We start from the raw sequence: 18,444 nt of genomic DNA, 5'->3' as shown, positions 1-18,444 counted from the left end.
CGGGCGTCGCGTCGTCATCCGGGGCGCGGGTCGGCCCGGTCACGGCGGGTGTGAGGCATCGCGGTGGGCTGACGCGCGCCGGCAGCCCCGGTGTCAGGACGACGGGCCGGACTCAGGGACGGGTCGGCCGGGCGGGGTGAAAGCGGCGAGCACGGTGGCCGTGATGCAGTCGGCCGCCCGGTCCGGGGTGAGGTTGCCGGAGCGGATCTCGTCGGCGGCGCTGTGCATGACCGAGTGCATCACGTTGACGAGCCAGGGGATCGGCAGGTCGGTGCGGAAGACGCCGTCGGCGCGGCCGCGGGCGATGAGCGTCTCCACCCGGGCGGCCGGGCGGCTGTGCAGTTCGCGGATGCGGGCGGGCGACAGTTCCTTCTGGGCGGCGACGAGCAGGGAGCGGGCCCGGTCGACCAGGGTCCAACTGGCCTCGACGAGTCGTGCCAGGGCCTGGCGCGCGTCCCCGGACAGGTCGACGGACGCCAGCGCCTTGTCACCCTGGTCGATGGCGGAATTCATCGCCGCGTCGACCACCTCGGCGCGGGATGCGAAGTGTGCGTACAGCGTCACCCGCCCGACGCCGGCGGCGCGCGCGATCTCACTCAGGCTCGCCTCGGGATTGCGCCCGAGGCAGTCGGCCGCCGCCTGCACGATCGCCTCGATGCTGCGGAGCGCGTCCGCCCGCTTGGCGGTGCTTCTGGTGCTCATGACGCCACCTTACCCAGTAACCCGAACATTGCTGTTCGCGTTGACGCCCAGGGCGCGCTAACCTGAACATGGCTGTACGGTTTAGTGGAGGGGAAGCCACCATGAGTGAGATCAGGACCGCGGACACGCACGCACCGGGAGCACCGCATCCGCGACGCTGGACGGCCCTGGGCCTGCTGGGGCTGGCCCAGCTCATGCTGATCCTGGACATCACCGTGGTCGCCATCGCCCTGCCGCACATGGGAGCCGACCTGGAACTGGACCGGGCGGCGCTGACCTGGGTGGTCAGCGGCTACGCGCTCGCCTTCGGCAGCCTGATGCTGCTCGGCGGCCGAGCGGCGGACCTCTTCGGCGCCAAGCGGATGGTGCTGGCCGGGCTCGCCGTGTTCACGGCCGCGTCGCTGGCTGCCGGGCTGGCCCCCGGCGGGACCGTGCTGCTGACGGCCCGGATCGTCCAGGGGGCGGGCGCGGCGATGCTCTCGCCCGCCGCGCTGTCCGTGGTGGTGCGGTTGTTCGACGGGGAGGAGCGCAACCGGGCGCTGGGCATCTGGTCGGCGCTGGGCGGCGGCGGTGCCGCTCTCGGTGTGCTGCTGGGCGGTCTGATCACGGCCGGACCCGGCTGGGCGTGGGTGTTCTTCGTCAACGTTCCCGTCGGCGTCGGCGTTCTGGTGGCCCTGGCCCGGATTCTGCCCGACCTGCCCCGCGCGGCCTCCGGCTCCCTCGACGTGCTGGGCGCCGCTCTGGTCGCCGCTGCGACCGCATCCGTCATCTACGGGCTGATCCGCGCGGGCGACCACGGCTGGGGCAACGGAATCTCCGTCGGTACGTTCGCCTTCGCCGCGGTGGCCTACCTGGTCTTCGCCGCCTGGCAGCGCCGGGCCTCGGCGCCGCTGATGGATCTGTCCTTGCTCGGCCGACGCCCGGTGGTGGCGGGCGTCTTCGTCATCGCGGTGACCACGGCGCTGATGGTGGCGGTGTTCTTCCTCGGCTCCTTCTACCTGCAGAACCACCAGGGGCACGGCGCGCTCGTGACGGGCGCGTTGTTCCTGCCGGTCGCGCTGGTGACCATGGTCGCCGCCACCGGCGCCGGCCGGGTGCTCGGCCCGCTGGGAGCCCGGCCGCTGGCGGTGATGTCCCTGCTGGTGGTGGCGCTGGGGTTCCTGGCACCGGTGGTCTTCTCCGGCACCCTGGCCATGGTTGCCGGGGTGAGCGTGGCCTCGGCGGGGCTGGGCGGCCTGTTCGTGGTCGCCTCGGCCACCGCGCTGGGCAGTGTCGCCCCGCACGAGGCGGGCGTGACCTCCGGCATCGTCAGCACCTTCCACGAGTTCGGCGCCTCGGCCGGGGCCGCTGCGGTCTCCAGCGCCGCGGCCGCGAGTCTCACCAGCACGACGCTCACCTCGGGCTTCGACGACGCGTTCCTCGTGGCGACGGGCGTCGCCGTGGTGTCCGCGGCCGTCGCCACCTGGCTGATCCCGCCGAAGCGCCCCTGAGTCGAGGCAACAGGGGGACGGGACGGCGGGCCGTGCCCGTCGTCCCGCCGCAGACGGAAGACTGGGCGCGGCCCGCCGGGCGGCGGCGCCGCGCCTCGTCCGCAGACAGTAGGCACGGCATGGGTGTTGGGGCTGCCCCTTCGACCTGCAGGACGAGCCGGCCGGCACCTGGGTCGAGCACAGCGTCAGCAGACCCAGGGGCCCGGGAGGTCTTCACGGATGATGTCGAGATCGGCGATGGTGCGTCCGCGTGCGTGGATCCAGGACTGGTCCTGTACGCCGTCCCGGCGTACCAGTCGGCCGGGAGCGGAGTACCAGCGCACCGGCGAGTCGTCCTCGCTCGCCCACATCGGATGGCTGGGCAACTCGATCCGGGAGTAGCGAGCATGGAGGTTCGGCAACAGCGTGTCCGGCAGCTCGCAGGCGTCGTAGTGACTGTCCGTGCCGAAGAGCGACTCGCTCAGCACGAGCTCCACCCAGGCCAGGGACATCCGGTCGAGGAAGGGAATCCAGCCCTGAGGTGATTCCACCACCACCGGTGGGTCGTCCTGCTCGAGCTGAGTCAGGGGAATCCCCCAGGCGGCGCAGTCCTGATTCTCGCGGCGAAAGACCAGGACACCGTTCATGGCGTCGTCGACGTAGAGCCCGGCGGGGGGAACCAGGGGATCCTGCTGCCGGGTCAGGTCGTCCCGTCGGCCGAACAGCAGGTAGCCCTCACGTACGACGGCCGGCAGCTCGAAGCCCAGCTCAGCCTCCGCGGCCTTCAGCTCCGCCTCGGCACAGCCGTCCTCCGGCTGCAGAGGGCGATCGACCCATGCGTCGGCGAACCAGCGCACGACGTCCCAGGCCTGCGAGCGAGTCCGCACTCCGCCTCGCAGCACCACCGACACATCAGGACCGTCCAGCATGCCGGGGACGCCACCGGCTGACACGACAGCGCGAACCCCGATCCGTCGGGCCACTCAGTGCCCCGTCCGCAAGGGTGCGGACTGCGCGGCTCCGCGGTTGGCATGGCGGGCGGCCCGTGCGAAGCGACTACGTCGGCGGGATCCGGTACACGGAGACGTGAGAGCGGGACTCGGCGGTGAACTCGGTTCCGGTCCAGTCCGCATGCCTGCTCTCCAGTTCGAATCCCGCCAGCTGGGCCATCAGATCGAGTTCGGCCGGCCAGATGTAGCGATGCGGGCTGCGGAACAGCCGCGCCTGCTGGGTGTCGTCGAAGCGGAAGTGGTGCGACACCACGTGCTGATTCAGTACGTCGTAGGTGTCCAGGCCGATGTAGCCGGGATCGCACTGCCAGACGGTGGCCGCTTGGCCCGGTGGCAGCTTGCGCAACTCGGGTACCCACAGCTCGATCACGAACCGACCACCGGGCGCGAGGTGGCGGGCGGCGTTGCGGAAGCACTGGACCTGTTCGGCCTGTTCGAGCAGATTGGAGATCGTGTTGTAGACGAGATAGACCAGGGCGTACTCGCCGGGGGCGACCGTGGTCGCCATGTCACCGATGATCACCGGGATCGTTGATTCATCCGCCTTGGTCCGCAGTCGCTCCACCATCGGCAGTGACAACTCGATGCCGGTGACGGAGACTCCTCGGGCGGCGAGGGGTACGGCCACCCGGCCGGTCCCGATGGCGAACTCGAGCGCTGCTCCGTCCCCGGTGAGCTCGGCGAGGCGGTCCACGGCCGGCCCAAGGACCTCGGGCGCGAACATGCCCTGCCCGGGCGTGTCGTAGCGCTGGGCGGCATCGGCGTCCCAGATGTTCTCCTGCAGCATTCAGCCAACGCTCGCCGCTGCCCCATTCGTTGTCCAGCGAATTTCTCCCTGAAAACTCGGCCGGCGCGCGGGCAGCAGACCCGTGGGGCAGGACAACGCCGAGGCCGTGGACGAGGTGCGGGCCATGGCGGGGTTCGGCCTGAGGGCGCAAAGGACAAGGGCCGAACCTCACGGCCCGCCCCTTGTCCCGGTTCCGCACCCCGGCCCTCAGCCCGCCGTCCTGAAGCCGCGCAGCCGCAGGCTGTTGCCGACGACGAAGACCGACGAGAAGGCCATGGCCGCTCCGGCGATCATCGGGTTGAGCAGGCCCGCCGCGGCCAGCGGCAGGGTGGCGACGTTGTAGGCGAAGGCCCAGAACAGGTTGGACTTGATGGTGGTCAGCGTCCGGCGGGCCAGTCGGATCGCGTCGGCCGCGGCACGCAGGTCGCCCCTGACCAGGGTCAGGTCGCCCGCCTCGATGGCCGCGTCGGTGCCGGTGCCCAGGGCGAGGCCCAGATCGGCCTGGGCCAGCGCCGCCGCGTCGTTGACGCCGTCGCCGACCATCGCCACCGAACGGCCCTGGTCCTGCAGGCGTTTGACGACCGCCGCCTTGTCCTCGGGCATGACCTCGGCGATGACCTCGTCGATGCCGACCTCCGCGGCGACCGCCCGGGCAACGGCCTGGTTGTCCCCGGTCAGCAGGAGGGGAGTCAGTCCCAGGGCCCGCAGGCGGGCCACGGCCTCGGCGCTCGTGGCCTTGACCGCGTCGGCGACTTCCAGCACGGCCCGCGCTTCACCGTCCCAGGCGACCGCCACCGCCGTGCGGCCCGCGGCCTCGGCCTCCGCCTTGGCGCGCGCGAGAGCGGCGGGCAGTGTCATGGCCCATTCCTCGAGGAGCTTGTCGCGGCCCACGAGGACGGCGTGTCCCTCGACGACGCCCTGCACGCCCAGACCGGGGACGTTGGCGAAGTCCTCCGATACGGGCAGAGCGCCGGCACGCTCGGCGGCTGCGGCGGCCACCGCCTGGCCGATCGGGTGCTCGGAGGCGTGCTCCAACGCGCCGGCCAGGCGCAGCACGTCGCCTTCCTCGGTGCCGTCGGCGGTGTGCACGGCCAGCAGGGCCATGCGTCCGGTGGTGACGGTGCCCGTCTTGTCCAGCACGACGGTGTCGACCTTGCGCGTGCTCTCGAGTACCTCTGGTCCCTTGATGAGAATGCCGAGCTGGGCGCCGCGCCCGGTGCCGACCATGAGCGCGGTCGGGGTGGCCAGGCCCAGCGCGCACGGGCAGGCGATGATCAGAACGGCGACGGCGGCGGTGAACGCGGCCGTCAGGCCGGCGCCGTTGCCGAGCCAGAAGCCCAATGTGCCCAGCGCGAGCGCCATGACGACCGGGACGAAGATGCCGGAGATGCGGTCGGCAAGCCGCTGCGCCCGGGCCTTGCCGTTCTGCGCGTCCTCCACCAGCCGGGCCATCCGGGCGAGTTGGGTGTCGGAGCCGACCCGGGTGGCCTCGACGAGCAGGCGTCCGCCGGCGTTCACGGTAGCCCCGGTGACCGCGTCCCCGGCGGCGACCTCGACGGGCACGGACTCCCCGGTGAGCATCGACGCGTCCACCGCGGACGAGCCCTCGACCACCGTCCCGTCGGTGGCGATCTTCTCGCCGGGCCGGACCAGGAAGCGGTCACCGACCTTCAGCTCACCGACCGGTATCTGTTCCTCCCGCCCACCGCGCAGGACGGTGACGTCCTTCGCACCGAGTTCCAGCAGCGCCCGCAGTGCGGCGCCGGCCCTGCGCTTGGAGCGGGCCTCGAAGTAGCGGCCGGCCAGGATGAAGGCGGTGACACCGGCGGCTGCCTCCAGGTAGATGTTCCCGGCGCCGTCCGTGCGGGCGATGGTCAGCTCGAACGGATGCGTCATGCCGGGTGTGCCGGCGGTGCCGAAGAACAGCGCCCACAGCGACCACGCGAACGCCGCGGTCGTCCCGACCGATATCAGCGTGTCCATGGTGGCCGCACCGTGCCGGGCGTTGGTGAACGCGGCCCGGTGGAAGGGCCAGGCGGCGTAGGTGACGACGGGGGCGGCGAGCGTCAGGGACAGCCACTGCCAGTACGTGAACTGCAGCGCGGGAACCATCGCCATCGCTATCACCGGTGTCGCGAGCACCGCGGCGGTGACCAGCCGCCGGCGCAGCGACCGCAGCGCATCACCGCTCTCGTCGTTCGCCGGTTCGTCCGGGCCGGCGGTGGTCCCGGTCCGGGCGGCGGGCGGCAGTGGTTCCCGTGCGGTGTAGCCGGTGGCCTCGACGGTCGCGATCAGGTCCGCGACCCCGACCCCCGCTTCGAAGGAGACTTTCGCCTTCTCGGTGGCGTAGTTGACGGTGGCGGTGACGCCCTCCATGCGGTTGAGCTTCTTCTCGATCCTGGCGGCGCACGACGCGCAGGTCATGCCGCCGATGGCGAGTTCGACCTCGGCTGTGTCGGGGACCGTCGTGGTCATCACTGCTCCTCGGGCTGGGTGAGGAAGGGGAACGGGGGAGAAGAGGGCTGTGGGCCCCGCGGAGGCGGCGAGCTCAGGCGGTCCGGCCGGTGAGCTCGTAGCCGGCCTCGTCGACGGTCTTCGCGATGAGCGCGTCGTCGGCCTCGCCCGCCGTGGTGACGGCCACGCGGCCGGAGTCGAGATCGACGTCGACGGCGAGTACGCCGTCCAAGGCGCCGATCTCCCGCGTGAGAGTGGCCTTGCAGTGGCCGCAGGTCATCCCGGAGACGGTGTAGACGCTGGTGGTCCCGTCGTCGCCGGTCGGCGTGGCGGTAGCGGTGGAGCAGTTGCCGTCGGTGGAGCAGCAGGACATGGAAGTCTCCAGTGGGGGAGTAGGTACCCCTGGGGGGTATGGCTGGCGCTTCACAGGTATACCCCCTCCCGGTATCTTTCGGCAAACCTGCACCGGACTCTTATGTATACCCCCTAGGGGTATATTCTCGGGAGCGTCAGCGGCCCTCGCTCCACCTTCGAAAGGAACCACCATGAACACCGGCGTGAAGATCACCGCGTTCGCGGCCGCGGTCGCGGCCACCTTCGCCGCCAGCTACGGTCTCGGCGCGGCCCTCGACCCCGCCTCTCCCGCCCCGGCCCCGTCCGCGCACGCCGCCGGACACGACCGGGCGGACTCCGGGAGTCGAGGCGCTCACGGCGGCCACTCGGACGAGACGCCCGCCGGCCTCCAGATCTCCGAGGCGGGTTACCGCCTCGACCTGCGAACCGCCCGCATCCCGGCGGATGAGACGAGCGAGCTGCGCTTCGTCATCCGCGACCGTGACGGACGCCCGGTCGACGACTACCGAACCGAGCACGGCAAGGAACTGCACCTCATCCTCGCCTCACGCGACCTGGTCACCTACCGGCACCTGCACCCCACCCGAGCCGCCGACGGCACCTGGAGCACCCGGGTCTCCCTGCCTGCCGCCGGCACCTACCGGCTCTTCGCCGACTTCACGCCCGCCGCCGAGGACGCCACCGACCTCACCCTCGGCGCGGACCTGGCGGTCTCCGGCACCTACGCGGCGCCCGCGCTCCCCGAGCCCGCCGCCACGACCACCGTCGACGGCTACACCGTCACCCTGAGCGGCGGTCTGCGCCCCGGCAAGGCCGGCGAGCTGACCCTCACCGTCAGCCGCAACGGCCGGCCCGTCACCGACCTGGAGCCCTACCTGGGCGCCTACGGCCACCTCGTCGCCCTCCGCGCGGGCGACCTCGCCTACCTCCACGTCCACCCCAACGGCGAACCCGGCGACGGTAGGACGACGCCGGGCCCCGAGATCCGCTTCACCGCCACCGCGCCCACCGTCGGCACGTACCGCCTCTTCCTCGACTTCCAGCACGACGGCACGGTCCGGACCGCTGCGTTCACCGTCCGGAACGACGCGCCCGAGCCCGCGGCCACCCCGACCGCGCCGGACGGTACGGGGAAGGAACACGGCGGCGGCCACCAGCACTGACCCCGCCGCGACCGCGACCGACGGCCGCGGCGCACCGGCCCGCGGCACGGACTCGGGACACGGTCCGCGCAGCGTCGGTCACCTGGGTACTCGTGGTGGCGTCCCGAGCTCCCCCGGAGCTGTCGACCGTACGAAGGAAGGCACCACGATGACCACTTCCGTGAAGGACATGCTTGCCACGTACCCGGCCGATCTCGGCGACATCGACCGTGAGAAGCTGACCCGCTGCATCGAGGAGTGCGTCGCCTGTGCCCAGGCGTGCACCGCGTGCGCGGACGCCTGTCTGTCCGAGGGCATGGTCGGTGACCTGACCAAGTGCATCCGCACCGACATGGACTGCGCGGACATCTGCACCGCGACCGCCGCGGTCCTCTCCCGTCACACCGGTTACGACGCCAACGTCACGCGCGCCATCCTCACCGCGTGCGCCACCGTGTGCAAGGCGTGCGCCGACGAATGCGGCAGCCACGCCGACATGCACGCGCACTGCCGGATCTGCGCCGAAGCCTGCCGGAGCTGCGAGCAGGCCTGCAACGACCTGCTCAGCGCACTCGGTTGACCCCCGCCGGACCCTCACCGCTCAATAGGACGGCTGCCGGGGCGGCCGCGCCGGAATCGGTCGGGTGCGCTGCTCGGCAGCCTTGCGGTGCCCGTGGCGGGTACGGCCCTGCGGCTTGAACACCGACAGGGCCGTCGCCGCCAGGAGCACGACCAGCGCGGCGGCGGACTGCGCCGCCAACTGGACCCGAAGGGCCCGCAGGTGCTCACCGGACCAGGCGGCTGACGCGGCGGCGTCGGCAAGGGACTCCACCGGCTGCATGTGCGCCAGCAGCACCGCGGTCGCCAGGGCGGTGATCACCAGTTTCACCACGACCCAGTAGTGGCGGGCCAGGCCCCAGGTCGAGCCCACGGCGCAGACCACTCCGGTCAGCAGCGAGGCGAAGCACAGCGGTACGACGACGAACCAGCCGACCACCTCCAGTGCGACACACGCGGACCGCGCCGTCCGGTCGTCCTCGCTCAGCAGACCGGCCAGAGCCAGGGCCAGGAAGGCGGCGACCGCGCCGAGCCAGCCCACCGAGGCGGTGACGTGCGCGGTCAGAGCGGCCTTGCGTCCCCGCCGCGACAGGACCCTCACCCGTGGCCCCGCATGCCGCCGCCGGCCAGGTGCAGCACCACGAACGCCACGACCGCGACGACGGCGACCAGCACGGTGACCGTCACCCACCGCGGCCTGGTGTGCGGTACAGCGCCTTGCAGCGGCCGGGAACCCGTGGCGCCGGGGCGCGGCGAGGGAGAGGTTGTGCCGGTCATGGTGTCCTCCTGACATCCGCCGTGGGTCACCTGCCCCACGTTTTTCGAGACAAGTTGTCGCGAGGGTGCTCATCGTGTCATGGCCGTGGCGGCACGTATAGTCGGGGGGTGCCCAGGATCTGGAACGAGACGATCGAGGCTCATCGCCACGCGGTGCGCGACGCCGTCCTCGACGCCACGGCCGCGCTGGTGACCGAGCACGGGCTGCTCTCGGTGACCATGTCGCGCATCGCGCAGACATCGGGGATCGGTCGCGCGACGCTGTACAAGTACTTCCCGGACGTGGAAGCGGTCCTCACCGCGTGGCACGAGCGCCAGATCACCCGGCACCTCGACCACCTCACCGCCGTACGGGACCGCGCGGGCAGCCCCGGCGAGAGGCTGGAGGCGGTGCTCACGGCCTACGCGTTCCTGTCCCGGCAGCGGCACGAGCACCACGGCAGTGAACTCGCGGGACTGTTGCACCAGGGCCACCACGTGGCCCACGCCCACCGGCAGCTGACGGTCCTGCTCCGCGACCTGCTGACCGAGGGCGCCTCGCACGGCGAACTCCGCGACGACGTAGCCCCCGACGAACTCGCCGCCTACTGCCTCTGCGCCCTGGACGCCGCCGCCGGCCTGCCCTCCCAGGCAGCGGTCCACAGACTCGTCGCCGTCACCCTGTCAGGACTGCGCCCGCAGCCCGGCCCTGCCCCGGCGCGTAGTGACGAGGAGGCAACCGCCCCGCATCCCCGTCATCACCGCCCTCACTGAACCGTCTCCTGGGCGCGGTCACCGCGGCCGACGGACGGCCGACCTGCGTTTCGTCAGGGCCGCACCAGGCGGTGGAGAGCCAGCCGGGCGAGTGGGGCGTAGGCGGCCACCGCCGGCATCGGGCCGGAGATCGTGAGACCGGCCCGGCTGCCCCGCGCATGTGTGCTCACCGTGTGGTGCAGTCGGAGACGGACCGGTCCGAGACGTACGCGCCAGGTCCAGGTGCGCCGGTCGTGGTCGACCGTGTCGACGACGAAGGCGGCGCGGATGCCCAAGACCGCCTCGACCGTGCCGCTCAATCCGGGAGCAAGGTGGCGCCGGGCGGTGTGGACGGCCTTGATCTGCGGTGACCATGAGGCCCACTGGTCGACGTCGACGTAGCGCTGCCACGCAGTCTCGGGCCGGGCCGGACCCGTGGCGTGGAGGGTCAGCCGGCTCATGCCGTGTCGTGAGTCGGGCGTCGGCGGCGGCGGTGTCCGGTGCTCACCCGGTCTTGCCCTGGAGGTACTCGTCGAGGGCTTTGCCCGGCCGGAACGCTGCCGTGCCGTCGGTGGCCTGGAAGCTGCCGAAGCTGCCCAGGATGACCGTCTCCTTCGCCCTGAGTGCCTCGGCGATCGAACCGGGGTGCTCGACCGTACCGAAGAGGGCCTCGAGGACGCGGTTGATGTCCTCCGCGGCGAGAGGGCGGCCGTTCGTGTGTTCGGCAGCGCGGCGAGCGGTCACGTCGATGAGCTGCGTTCTGTCCATGTCGGGCCTCGTTGCGTCGCGGTGTGAGTGGTGCAGCCCTTCCACGGTCGTCGCAGGGTGCGCCGGGCGCATGTTCCGGGTGGCGCTCGGGTTACGGAAATGGCGGCCGGTGGTGGCCTGTGCTCCCTCCGCTCACGCGGGTCGGCGTCCGCGCCTGAGTCGAGCACATTCGGTCCGGCAGCAGCCCCTACAAGCAGTGATCGATCAGGCCCGGTTGGTTGCCGTCTCCAGGTCGGCGTGAACGAGCCCGACCTGGGAGCCACGCAGCCCTCTACGAGGGTGTGCCGACCGGCCGCTGAGCCGTTGATGCAGAGTCGGCGGCCGTCGACGCGCAGGTCGAGGAAGAACCAGAAGATCGCCGCCGCCTCCGGGATCACCCTCCTGGCCGCCGGCATCCTGGCCCCGGCGGTGCCCGGTGACTCGGTCGCCCTCCTCGCGCTCGCCCTCGCCCTGCTCGCCCTCGCCCTGCTCGCCCTCGCCCTGCTCGGGCTCGGATGGAACTTCGGCCTCGTCGCCGGCACCGCGATCACCGACACCGTCCCGCTCGCCACCCTAGCCACGACGCAAGGGCTGGTCGGCGTCTCCGTCGTCATCGCGGGCGCCACCGGCGGCATGGCCTTCGGCATCATGGTCGCCGCCACCGGCTACCCCGCCCTGGCCCTGACCGGCGGCGTCCTCTCTCTCCCTCCTGCCGGCCGTCGCCGCCACGGTCTATCGCCGATGAGCACCGCGAACGACGGGACGACGACGGCGGACCTCACCGTCGACGGCACCGACCCGGCCGCCCCGCTCGACCTGCCCGCCTGGTGCCCCATGACCGGCCACGCCTACCTCGGACCCGTGGCCCGCCACGCCCCTGACCAAGTCCGGGCCGTCCACGCCCTCGGCCTCGCGGCCCCGTCGACGCCGACCCGCACGGACGCTCCCTGGCTCCGGGCCGCGTCCGATGCGGGGCCCTGACGAGCGACGACGGGGCGGCCGAGCGGGGTCCGCGCTCGGTCGACGAGGATCCTCCGGCGCCGCCCGACGACGACCGCGTCCGGCCGTGCGCGAATCGGTCCCGGTCAGCCCGCCGGCACGGTGCGACGGGAGCGGATCAGCGCCCGGCGGCCGAGGAGCAGGCCGATCAGCCCCAGCGGGACGGCCACGACGGCTCCGACGAGCCCGTTGCCAGTACCGGGGCCACCGTCGGCGGTGGCCAGATGCAGCACTGCGAGGAGCATGCCGGTCAGCCCCGCCGCCATGGCCGACACACCGGCGGTGCGCGCACTGCCGGCGCGGACACGGCCGGCGGCGCGGGCGAGGGCCAGCCAGCCGAGGGCCGTACCGATCAGGCCCACCCCGAGGGCCAGGTTGGCTCCGGTCCTCCCGTCGCCGATGACTCCGCCCTCGGCGGCGGCCATCAGCACGTCTGATGCGCTCATGCCTGTCTCCTTCTTCTCGCGGACGATCCGCTTCCACCCGCGGGGCGATCCGCTTCACGCGCGAGGCGAGCCGCATGACTCGCGAGGCCATCCGCTTCGTCACGCGGGCCGACCCGCAGGTTCCCGTGGGCCTCGAGCATGGCCGTGGACCGCACTGCCGGTCGTCCCGCCGACGCAGGCACTTCGCGCTGCCGCCGACGTCGCAGGCTCCTGCTGCGGATGCGGCAGTGACCGGCCGGATACCGCGGACGCGGTAGCCGACCACTCGTCCACGAGGGCGACGTGCCCGCGTCGGCGCCCGGATAGGGTGCGCGCATGGACAAAGGACGGTTCGGCGTCCCGCCCGGTGCGAGGGACTGGGCGATCGCCCTCGGCGTGGCGGCCCTGCTGCTGGGCACCGGGCTGTCCGGGCAGCCGGCCGACACGCAACCCGGGTTGCCCGGGTACGCGGTGCTGGCGGCCGGAGGTCTCGCGCTGGCCGCGCGGCGCCGCGCTCCACTGGCCGTCCTGGCGGTCACCGGGCTGTGCGCGGTCGGCTACCAGATCGCCGGATTCGACGTGCTCGCCGTCTCGTACCTGGTCGCGGTGTACGGCGCGGTACGGGCCGGGTACCGCGCCCTCACGGTCGCGGCGTCCGTGACCCTGCTCGCCGTCCTGCACCTCACCGCTCTGGTCTTCCACGACGGGCCCGCGGGCGAAGCGCTGGCGCAGGCCCGACACGTCCTGGAGATCGCCTGGTTGATCGCCGCGTTCGCCGCGGGGGAGGCGCTGCGGCAGGCCGAGCGGCGGGCGGACGAGGCCGAGCGCACCCGGGAGGAGACCGCGCGGCGCCGCGCGGACGAGGAGCGGCTGCGCATCGCGCGCGAGTTGCACGATTCGCTCACGCACCAGATCTCCGTCATCAAGGTGCAGGCGGAAGTCGCCGTCCACGTGGCGCGCAGGCGGGGCGAACAGGTCCCCGAGCCGCTGCTCGCGATCCAGGAGGCCGGCCGGGAGGCTGCCCGGGAGCTGCGCGCCACCCTGGAGGCACTGCGTGACGACGACACCGCCCCGCCCCGTGGCCTCGACGACATCCCGGAGCTGGTGGAGCGGGCCGGCCGCGCCGGCCTCGAGGCGACGCTGACGATCGAGGGGCCGCGGCCCGATGTGCCGGCCGCCGTGGGCCGAACCGCCTACCGGATCGTGCAGGAGGCGCTGACCAACGTCGCCCGGCACGCCTGCGCCGCGACCGCGTCGGTCCGCATCGACTACCGGACCGATTCACTCGCCATCCGGATCGACGACGACGGCGCGGCAACGCCGGACACCGTGCCGACGCCGGGTCTGGGGCTGCTCGGCATGAGTGAACGCGTCACCGCCCTCGGCGGCCGGCTGCGGGCGCAGCCGCGCGACGAGCGCGGCTTCACCGTCCAGGCCGTACTCCCCGTGGAACGAGCGTCATGATCCGTGTCCTCCTCGTGGACGACCAACCGCTGATCCGCAGCGGATTCCGCGCACTCCTCGACCTGGAGGACGACATCGAGGTGGTGGGGGAGGCCGCCGACGGGGCGCAAGGCCTGACGCTCGCCGAGCGGCACCTGCCCGACGTCGTGCTGATCGACATCCAGATGCCGGTCGTCGACGGCATCGAGGCCACCCGGCGCATCGCGGCGGACCCGGGCCTGGCCGCAGTGCACGTCGTCGTCCTCACCAACTACGGCATGGACGAGTACGTCCTGGACGCGCTGCGTGCCGGCGCCGCCGGTTTCCTCGTCAAGGACATCGTGCCGGACGACCTCGTGCACGCCGTGCGCGTCGCCGCCCGAGGTGAGGCGCTGCTCGCGCCGACCATCACCCGCAAGCTGATCGACCGGTACGTCACCCAGCCGCCCGCCACCGTCCTCGACGCGGCGCTGGCCGAGCTGACCGGCCGCGAACGCGAGGCCGTCACGCTGGTCGCGCAGGGTCTGTCGAACGACCAGATCGCCGACCGCATGGTGATCAGTCCGCTGACCGCGAAGACCCACATCAATCGGGCCATGACCAAACTCCACGCCCGAGACCGCGCCCAGCTCGTCGTCCTCGCCTACGAATCCGGGCTGGTGACTCCGCGCAACCGCGGATAGCCGCCGATGACTTTCTCCGGTCCGGAGAGTCTCACCACCGTTGTCCGACTACCCTGGAGGAACTCATGGCTCAGCTCTTGCGGGTCCAGAACTTCACCATCTCGAGTGACGGAATCGGGGCCGGTGAGGACCAGTCCCTCGAGAACCCGTTCGGCCACGGCGTCGATCCCGCGAAGCTCTTCGCGTGGGCCGGCGCGACGGCGAGCTGGCCCATGCGCACGGATTCCGGCGGCAGCCGCGGCCTCGACGACTACTTCACGCGGGACTACGCGCGCAACATCGGTGCCGAGATCATGGGCCGCAACAAATTCGGGCCCCAGCGCGGGCCCTGGCACGACCACGAGTGGCGCGGCTGGTGGGGCGAAGAACCCCCTTTCCACACCCCGGTGTTCGTCATGACCCACCACAAACGTCCGTCGTTCACGCTCTCCGACACCACGTTCCACTTCGTCGACGGCTCCCCGGCCACGGTCCTCGAGCAGGCACGGGAAGCGGCTCGGGGCAAGGACGTCCGGCTCGGCGGCGGGGTGAGCACCATCCGGCAGTTCCTTGACGCCGACCTCGTCGACACCCTGCACGTGGTGGTCTCGCCGGTGAAGCTCGGTTCCGGACTACGACTCTGGGAGTCCCCCGACGAGCTGCTCGACCGGTTCCACATGGACGTCGTACCCAGCCCGAGCGGCGTGACGCACCACCTGTTCTGGCGGAAGTGACCGCTGCGCTCGCGGAAGCTGACGCGACATCGAGCAGCGGGACCAGCGAGTCTCCTGGGAAGTCTGACGGAATGGACGTCTCGACAGGACGGGGGATCAGTCGAGCATCCACGACACAGGGCGCAGCAGCAGTGATCCGCCGCGCCCCAGGTCCGCCTGCCGGCCCTTGGCGGTGCACTCGGCACGGTCGTGTCGGCGGCTTCACTGGCCGTGGGGCTCACCGGCGCCAACGACGCGCCCGGGCCGAACATCCCAACCTCCTTCGGGCTGTTCCCCACCAACTTCACCAGCGACTTCCCCACGAGCCTCCGGAGCTTGTCACTGCCTAGGGACCTGCCTACGGACCTGCCTACGGACCTGCCTACGGACCTGCCGACGTCTCTCCCCGGCATGCCGCCGGAGCTGACATGCCTGCCGGACCTGCCCGGAGGTGGCTCGTGAAAGGCGCACGCACCCCGCTGCTCCGGGACGACCCGCTGGTACGGACACGGGCGCTGCTGATCGCGCGCGTCGCGATCGCCGTCCATCTGGTCGAGCTGGTGCTCAACCTGACCCGGCCGCGCCTGCTGCCCGACGAGCCCGCTCTGTCGATCTTTTACGATCTGGGTCAACGTCGACCCGGACGAGCCGGATCGCATCATCGACGAGCGGCTCGGCAGGACGAACGCCGGACGCGCGCTGCTGGAGGCCGACTGGCGGATGAAGCAGACCGAGGGGCGGCTGCTGAACCCCAAGACCTCGTCGGCGCCGAGTACTGGCGCAGACTGGGCGACTCGGCGGGGGAGGACGCCCGCATTACGCGCTGCTGTTTCGCTGTGATGCACCGGGGAGACGCAACGTGAATACGGCCCCTGCACCGGGGGTGCTCCCGGCGGTCACGCTTCCGCCGTGTGCCTCGACGAACTGGCGGACGATGGACAGCCCGAGTCCGCTTCCGCCGGTGCGCCGGCTGCGTGACTTCTCGGCGCGCCAGAAGCGCTCGAAGACGTGGGGCAGGTCGTCGGGAGCGATGCCGTCGCCCGTGTCCCGGACCGTGAGGACCACCTGGTCACCGTCCGGCCGGGCGGTCAGTGTGACCCTGCCGTGCGCGGGGGTGTGCCGCAGGGCGTTGCAGACGAGGTTGCCCAGGACCTGGCGCATCCGCACGGGATCGGCGTCGAGCCAGAGATGGGGTTCGGCCCGAGGGACCAGATGGACGTCCGAGGCGTCGGCCGTGCCGCGATGGGCGGCCACGACCTGGGCGATCAGGTCGTCGGCGCGTACCGGCTCGCGGTGCAGTCTCAGGGTGCCCGCGTCGACGGCGGCCAGGTCCTGCAGGTCGTCGATGACGTGTTGCAGGAGCAGGGCCTCGTCGTGCAGGGAGCCGATGAGGCCGGGGTCGGGGTCGAGAAGTCCGTCGCGCGTGGCCTCGAGCCAGCCGCGGATGTTGGTCAGCGGGGTGCGCAGTTCGTGGGCGATGTCGCTGACCATGGCCCTGCGCTGGGCTTCGAGTTGCTCGCGGCGTGCGGTGAGTTCGTTGAACGCGGCGGCCAGGCTGCCGGTCTCGTCCTTGGTGGTGACGGGAACCCGTGTGTGTCGCTGGGGTGGCTGCAGGGCCGCGGCGGTCAGGGCGCGCAGGGGCCGCACGAGACGGATCGCGACGGCCGCGGTCAGCGCGAGGCTCAGCGCGAGAACCGCCCCGGTCACTCCGACGATCTTGGCTTTGTTGCCCGTGGAGAGGTCGAACACCGAGATGCGCTGGTCCCGGCTGCCGAGATGGAGAAGTGCGCGGGGGGCGACGTACGGGTCGAGTTGGGTGCGGCGTGCGCTGTCGACGCAGTCCTGCAGTCGCTGCTGACTCACGGCCGAGTCGGCACCGTGGCGGAACAGCCCTGTGCCACCGGTGATCACCTCGATCCCGACACCCGGCTTGAGCCTGGTCGGGCGTCGCTCGGCTGTGAGGCACTTGGCGAGCAGTTCGTTGAGCTCGGCCAGCGCCGCGGCCTCGGTCGGAGTGGGCGCGTTCAGTCTCCCGTCGGCACACTCCTCGGGCACGTTCGCGTCCCCGCCGTCGGCGATGATCACCGTGCGTCCGCCGGGGACCTGACGCAGGGTGCCGTCGCCGCCGTACCGCCGCATGCACGCCAGACGCACCTCGGCGAGCTTGCGTACGCGCCGTCGTTCGCCGCGATCCAGCCCGTACGGTCCCACCGCCCGCGGGTCGACACCGGCGAGCTGGGCGCCCGGTTCGGTGTAGGTGTCGGTGTGCAGCGGGTCGATGGTGGCCGAGGCCCGGTCGGGCAGTGCCACGCCCCCGGGGGCGGAGTCGGCGATGGCGCGGCCGGTCGCGGACGTCACGGCGATGCGCCGGCCCGTTGAGCGGGACAGTGCCTCGACGGTGGCCCGCACTCCGTCCCAGTCGGCGTGGGTGGCGGCGAAGCCGCTCAGCTGCCGCAGGATCTCGGTGTCGTCGGAGAGCAGCTGACCGCGTTCCTCCTGAACGGCGCGGGTAGTGGTCTCGACCGCCAGCCAGGCCGTGGCGCTGACGGAGAGTGCCGTGATCACCGTGGACGTGAGCAGCAGCCGCACCAGCAGGCTCCTGCGCAGCGGAACGTTCGGGCGCGGTCCGGCAGGGCCAGGTCCTGCCGTCGGAGTCGTACCGGCGTCGCCGTCGGCTGAAGGACGTGGCTTCCTCGAGCGAACACGCACCGGACGACCGGCCCTAAGCGTCATCGCGCCCGCCGCCGACGAGCTTGTAGCCGACGCCGAACACCGTCAGCAGCCGGACAGGTCTGCGTGGATCCGGCTCGAACTTCTTGCGCAGATTCATGATGTGCACGTCGATGGCACGCTCGGTGGACGCCCGGTCGAGGCCGCGGGTGTGGTGCAGCAGCTGCCGGCGTGTGAAGACCCGGCCGGGTTCCGCGGTCATCGCGTGAAGGATGGCGAACTCGCCGCGCGTGCAGGGGACGGGGGCGCCGTCGCACGTCGCCAGATGCCGGAGCGGATCGACGGCGATGGCGCCCGCGCGCAGCACGGGCGACGGTTCCGCAGGACGCAGAGTGCGGCGCAGCACCGCACGGACGCGGGCCATCAACTCACGGGGGCTGTACGGCTTCGTCATGTAGTCGTCCGCGCCGGTGTCGAGGCCGAGGAGCAGGTCGTCCTCGGTGGAGCGGGCGGTCAGCATGAGGATCGGTATCGGTTCGTCCTGGTCGTCGCGCAGCACGCGACAGACTCCGTAGCCGTCGATGCCGGGCAGCATGAGGTCCAGGACGACCAGATCGGGCCTGCGGCGGCGGGCCGCGTCGATCGCGGCTCGCCCGTCGGAGACCACCACGGCCTCGTGCCCTTCCCTCACCAGCAGCCGGCGTATCAGTTCCGCCTGCATGTCGTCGTCTTCCGCGACCAGGACATGTGCGCACACGCCGCTGACTCTATGCGTGCGGGCGTGCGGACAGGACGGGCGG

At 71.9% G+C, this 18,444-nt stretch carries 21 protein-coding genes and 1 pseudogene; 10 read left to right on the top strand and 12 right to left on the bottom strand.

Annotated elements, in window-relative coordinates; all coding sequences use genetic code 11:
* Positions 1-93 precede the first annotated feature (93 nt).
* On the bottom strand, positions 94-702 hold the full coding sequence (locus IPT68_RS02000) for a TetR/AcrR family transcriptional regulator (RefSeq protein ID WP_189697451.1): 609 nt from the start codon (positions 700-702) through the stop codon (positions 94-96).
* A 101-nt stretch (positions 703-803) separates the two neighbouring features.
* On the opposite strand from IPT68_RS02000, the gene IPT68_RS01995 reads away from it, so the two are divergent.
* Positions 804-2,192, top strand: coding sequence for an MFS transporter (locus tag IPT68_RS01995; RefSeq protein WP_189697452.1), 1,389 nt, complete (start codon positions 804-806; stop codon positions 2,190-2,192).
* Between the two features lie 185 nt (positions 2,193-2,377).
* Here the strand turns inward: IPT68_RS01995 and IPT68_RS01990 are convergent, their stop codons facing one another.
* The 4 genes from IPT68_RS01990 to IPT68_RS01975 all read right to left on the bottom strand — a co-directional run bounded on the left by IPT68_RS01990 (position 2,378) and on the right by IPT68_RS01975 (position 6,795).
* Positions 2,378-3,100 (bottom strand): SMI1/KNR4 family protein, encoded by a 723-nt coding sequence (locus IPT68_RS01990; RefSeq protein ID WP_189697453.1) that lies wholly within the window; start codon positions 3,098-3,100, stop codon positions 2,378-2,380.
* Positions 3,101-3,227: 127 nt separating this feature from the next.
* Entirely contained in the window at positions 3,228-3,968 is a 741-nt protein-coding gene (locus IPT68_RS01985; protein ID WP_189697454.1) for a class I SAM-dependent DNA methyltransferase, read from the bottom strand.
* A 207-nt stretch (positions 3,969-4,175) separates the two neighbouring features.
* Positions 4,176-6,443, bottom strand: coding sequence for a heavy metal translocating P-type ATPase (locus IPT68_RS01980; protein ID WP_189697455.1), 2,268 nt, complete (start codon positions 6,441-6,443; stop codon positions 4,176-4,178).
* 73 nt (positions 6,444-6,516) lie between these two features.
* Positions 6,517-6,795 (bottom strand): heavy-metal-associated domain-containing protein, encoded by a 279-nt coding sequence (locus tag IPT68_RS01975; protein WP_189697456.1) that lies wholly within the window; start codon positions 6,793-6,795, stop codon positions 6,517-6,519.
* 172 nt (positions 6,796-6,967) lie between these two features.
* On the opposite strand from IPT68_RS01975, the gene IPT68_RS01970 reads away from it, so the two are divergent.
* Positions 6,968-7,939, top strand: coding sequence for a hypothetical protein (locus IPT68_RS01970; protein ID WP_189697457.1), 972 nt, complete (start codon positions 6,968-6,970; stop codon positions 7,937-7,939).
* A 148-nt stretch (positions 7,940-8,087) separates the two neighbouring features.
* Complete coding sequence (locus IPT68_RS01965; RefSeq protein WP_189697458.1) at positions 8,088-8,498, top strand: four-helix bundle copper-binding protein; 411 nt, start codon at positions 8,088-8,090, stop codon at positions 8,496-8,498.
* Positions 8,499-8,519: 21 nt separating this feature from the next.
* Here IPT68_RS01965 and IPT68_RS01960 read toward each other — a convergent pair whose 3' ends face one another.
* Positions 8,520-9,077, bottom strand: a complete 558-nt coding sequence (locus IPT68_RS01960) for a hypothetical protein (RefSeq protein ID WP_228040192.1) — start codon at positions 9,075-9,077, stop codon at positions 8,520-8,522.
* Positions 9,074-9,253: a hypothetical protein gene (locus tag IPT68_RS01955; protein WP_189697459.1), complete on the bottom strand. Its 180-nt coding sequence runs from the start codon at positions 9,251-9,253 to the stop codon at positions 9,074-9,076. The genes IPT68_RS01960 and IPT68_RS01955 overlap by 4 nt, the downstream gene beginning before the upstream one ends.
* Before the next feature lie 108 nt (positions 9,254-9,361).
* On the opposite strand from IPT68_RS01955, the gene IPT68_RS01950 reads away from it, so the two are divergent.
* On the top strand, positions 9,362-10,006 hold the full coding sequence (locus tag IPT68_RS01950) for a TetR/AcrR family transcriptional regulator (protein WP_189697460.1): 645 nt from the start codon (positions 9,362-9,364) through the stop codon (positions 10,004-10,006).
* A gap of 53 nt (positions 10,007-10,059) precedes the next feature.
* On the opposite strand, the gene IPT68_RS01945 is transcribed toward IPT68_RS01950, so the two are convergent.
* Entirely contained in the window at positions 10,060-10,446 is a 387-nt protein-coding gene (locus IPT68_RS01945) for an SRPBCC family protein (protein WP_189697461.1), read from the bottom strand.
* Positions 10,447-10,489: 43 nt separating this feature from the next.
* Positions 10,490-10,753: an HU family DNA-binding protein gene (locus IPT68_RS01940; RefSeq protein ID WP_189697462.1), complete on the bottom strand. Its 264-nt coding sequence runs from the start codon at positions 10,751-10,753 to the stop codon at positions 10,490-10,492.
* Positions 10,754-11,104: 351 nt separating this feature from the next.
* On the opposite strand from IPT68_RS01940, the pseudogene IPT68_RS01935 reads away from it, so the two are divergent.
* A pseudogene (locus IPT68_RS01935) lies at positions 11,105-11,477 on the top strand (MFS transporter); the annotation flags it as partial.
* Positions 11,474-11,713 carry a sulfurtransferase TusA family protein gene (locus IPT68_RS01930; protein WP_189697463.1) on the top strand — a complete coding sequence of 80 codons (240 nt, stop codon included), beginning with the start codon at positions 11,474-11,476 and terminating at the stop codon, positions 11,711-11,713. The pseudogene IPT68_RS01935 and the gene IPT68_RS01930, both read left to right, overlap by 4 nt.
* 104 nt (positions 11,714-11,817) lie before the next feature.
* Here the strand turns inward: IPT68_RS01930 and IPT68_RS01925 are convergent, their stop codons facing one another.
* Positions 11,818-12,177: a DUF6223 family protein gene (locus tag IPT68_RS01925; RefSeq protein ID WP_189697464.1), complete on the bottom strand. Its 360-nt coding sequence runs from the start codon at positions 12,175-12,177 to the stop codon at positions 11,818-11,820.
* A 315-nt stretch (positions 12,178-12,492) separates the two neighbouring features.
* Here IPT68_RS01925 and IPT68_RS01920 point away from each other — a divergent pair, with 315 nt between their 5' ends.
* The 4 genes from IPT68_RS01920 (at position 12,493) to IPT68_RS01905 (ending at position 15,837) form a co-directional block, all read left to right on the top strand.
* A complete protein-coding gene (locus tag IPT68_RS01920) occupies positions 12,493-13,620 on the top strand; it encodes a sensor histidine kinase (RefSeq protein ID WP_189697465.1) in 1,128 nt (375 codons plus the stop codon).
* On the top strand, positions 13,617-14,282 hold the full coding sequence (locus IPT68_RS01915) for a response regulator (protein ID WP_189697466.1): 666 nt from the start codon (positions 13,617-13,619) through the stop codon (positions 14,280-14,282). Before IPT68_RS01920 ends, IPT68_RS01915 begins: the two co-directional genes overlap by 4 nt.
* A gap of 65 nt (positions 14,283-14,347) precedes the next feature.
* Positions 14,348-14,995 carry a dihydrofolate reductase family protein gene (locus tag IPT68_RS01910; RefSeq protein WP_189697467.1) on the top strand — a complete coding sequence of 216 codons (648 nt, stop codon included), beginning with the start codon at positions 14,348-14,350 and terminating at the stop codon, positions 14,993-14,995.
* 437 nt (positions 14,996-15,432) lie between these two features.
* Complete coding sequence (locus IPT68_RS01905; RefSeq protein WP_189697468.1) at positions 15,433-15,837, top strand: hypothetical protein; 405 nt, start codon at positions 15,433-15,435, stop codon at positions 15,835-15,837.
* Here IPT68_RS01905 and IPT68_RS01900 read toward each other — a convergent pair.
* Both IPT68_RS01900 and IPT68_RS01895 read right to left on the bottom strand, forming a co-directional pair.
* Positions 15,791-17,566 (bottom strand): sensor histidine kinase, encoded by a 1,776-nt coding sequence (locus IPT68_RS01900; protein WP_228040708.1) that lies wholly within the window; start codon positions 17,564-17,566, stop codon positions 15,791-15,793. The genes IPT68_RS01905 and IPT68_RS01900 overlap by 47 nt on opposite strands.
* A gap of 130 nt (positions 17,567-17,696) precedes the next feature.
* A complete protein-coding gene (locus IPT68_RS01895) occupies positions 17,697-18,401 on the bottom strand; it encodes a response regulator transcription factor (protein WP_189697470.1) in 705 nt (234 codons plus the stop codon).
* Between the last annotated feature and the right edge of the window lie 43 nt (positions 18,402-18,444).

This window comes from Streptomyces chromofuscus, assembly GCF_015160875.1.
Taxonomy (GTDB): domain Bacteria; phylum Actinomycetota; class Actinomycetes; order Streptomycetales; family Streptomycetaceae; genus Streptomyces; species Streptomyces chromofuscus.
The sequence above is the reverse complement of the archived record's forward strand: the minus strand, read 5'-3'. Positions and strand labels throughout refer to the sequence as shown.

Excerpts from the sequence above, each read along its gene's own strand:
- IPT68_RS01945 (WP_189697461.1), bottom strand. The coding sequence starts at position 10,446 with ATGAGCCGGCTGACCCTCCACGCCACGGGTCCGGCCCGGCCCGAGACT.
- IPT68_RS02000 (WP_189697451.1), bottom strand. The coding sequence starts at position 702 with ATGAGCACCAGAAGCACCGCCAAGCGGGCGGACGCGCTCCGCAGCATC.
- IPT68_RS01940 (WP_189697462.1), bottom strand. The coding sequence starts at position 10,753 with ATGGACAGAACGCAGCTCATCGACGTGACCGCTCGCCGCGCTGCCGAA.
- IPT68_RS01915 (WP_189697466.1), top strand. The coding sequence starts at position 13,617 with ATGATCCGTGTCCTCCTCGTGGACGACCAACCGCTGATCCGCAGCGGA.
- IPT68_RS01925 (WP_189697464.1), bottom strand. The coding sequence starts at position 12,177 with ATGAGCGCATCAGACGTGCTGATGGCCGCCGCCGAGGGCGGAGTCATC.
- IPT68_RS01980 (WP_189697455.1), bottom strand. The coding sequence starts at position 6,443 with ATGACCACGACGGTCCCCGACACAGCCGAGGTCGAACTCGCCATCGGC.
- IPT68_RS01965 (WP_189697458.1), top strand. The coding sequence starts at position 8,088 with ATGACCACTTCCGTGAAGGACATGCTTGCCACGTACCCGGCCGATCTC.
- IPT68_RS01930 (WP_189697463.1), top strand. The coding sequence starts at position 11,474 with ATGAGCACCGCGAACGACGGGACGACGACGGCGGACCTCACCGTCGAC.
- IPT68_RS01995 (WP_189697452.1), top strand. The coding sequence starts at position 804 with ATGAGTGAGATCAGGACCGCGGACACGCACGCACCGGGAGCACCGCAT.
- IPT68_RS01920 (WP_189697465.1), top strand. The coding sequence starts at position 12,493 with ATGGACAAAGGACGGTTCGGCGTCCCGCCCGGTGCGAGGGACTGGGCG.
- IPT68_RS01955 (WP_189697459.1), bottom strand. The coding sequence starts at position 9,253 with ATGACCGGCACAACCTCTCCCTCGCCGCGCCCCGGCGCCACGGGTTCC.
- IPT68_RS01985 (WP_189697454.1), bottom strand. The coding sequence starts at position 3,968 with ATGCTGCAGGAGAACATCTGGGACGCCGATGCCGCCCAGCGCTACGAC.
- IPT68_RS01910 (WP_189697467.1), top strand. The coding sequence starts at position 14,348 with ATGGCTCAGCTCTTGCGGGTCCAGAACTTCACCATCTCGAGTGACGGA.
- IPT68_RS01975 (WP_189697456.1), bottom strand. The coding sequence starts at position 6,795 with ATGTCCTGCTGCTCCACCGACGGCAACTGCTCCACCGCTACCGCCACG.
- IPT68_RS01970 (WP_189697457.1), top strand. The coding sequence starts at position 6,968 with ATGAACACCGGCGTGAAGATCACCGCGTTCGCGGCCGCGGTCGCGGCC.
- IPT68_RS01990 (WP_189697453.1), bottom strand. The coding sequence starts at position 3,100 with ATGCTGGACGGTCCTGATGTGTCGGTGGTGCTGCGAGGCGGAGTGCGG.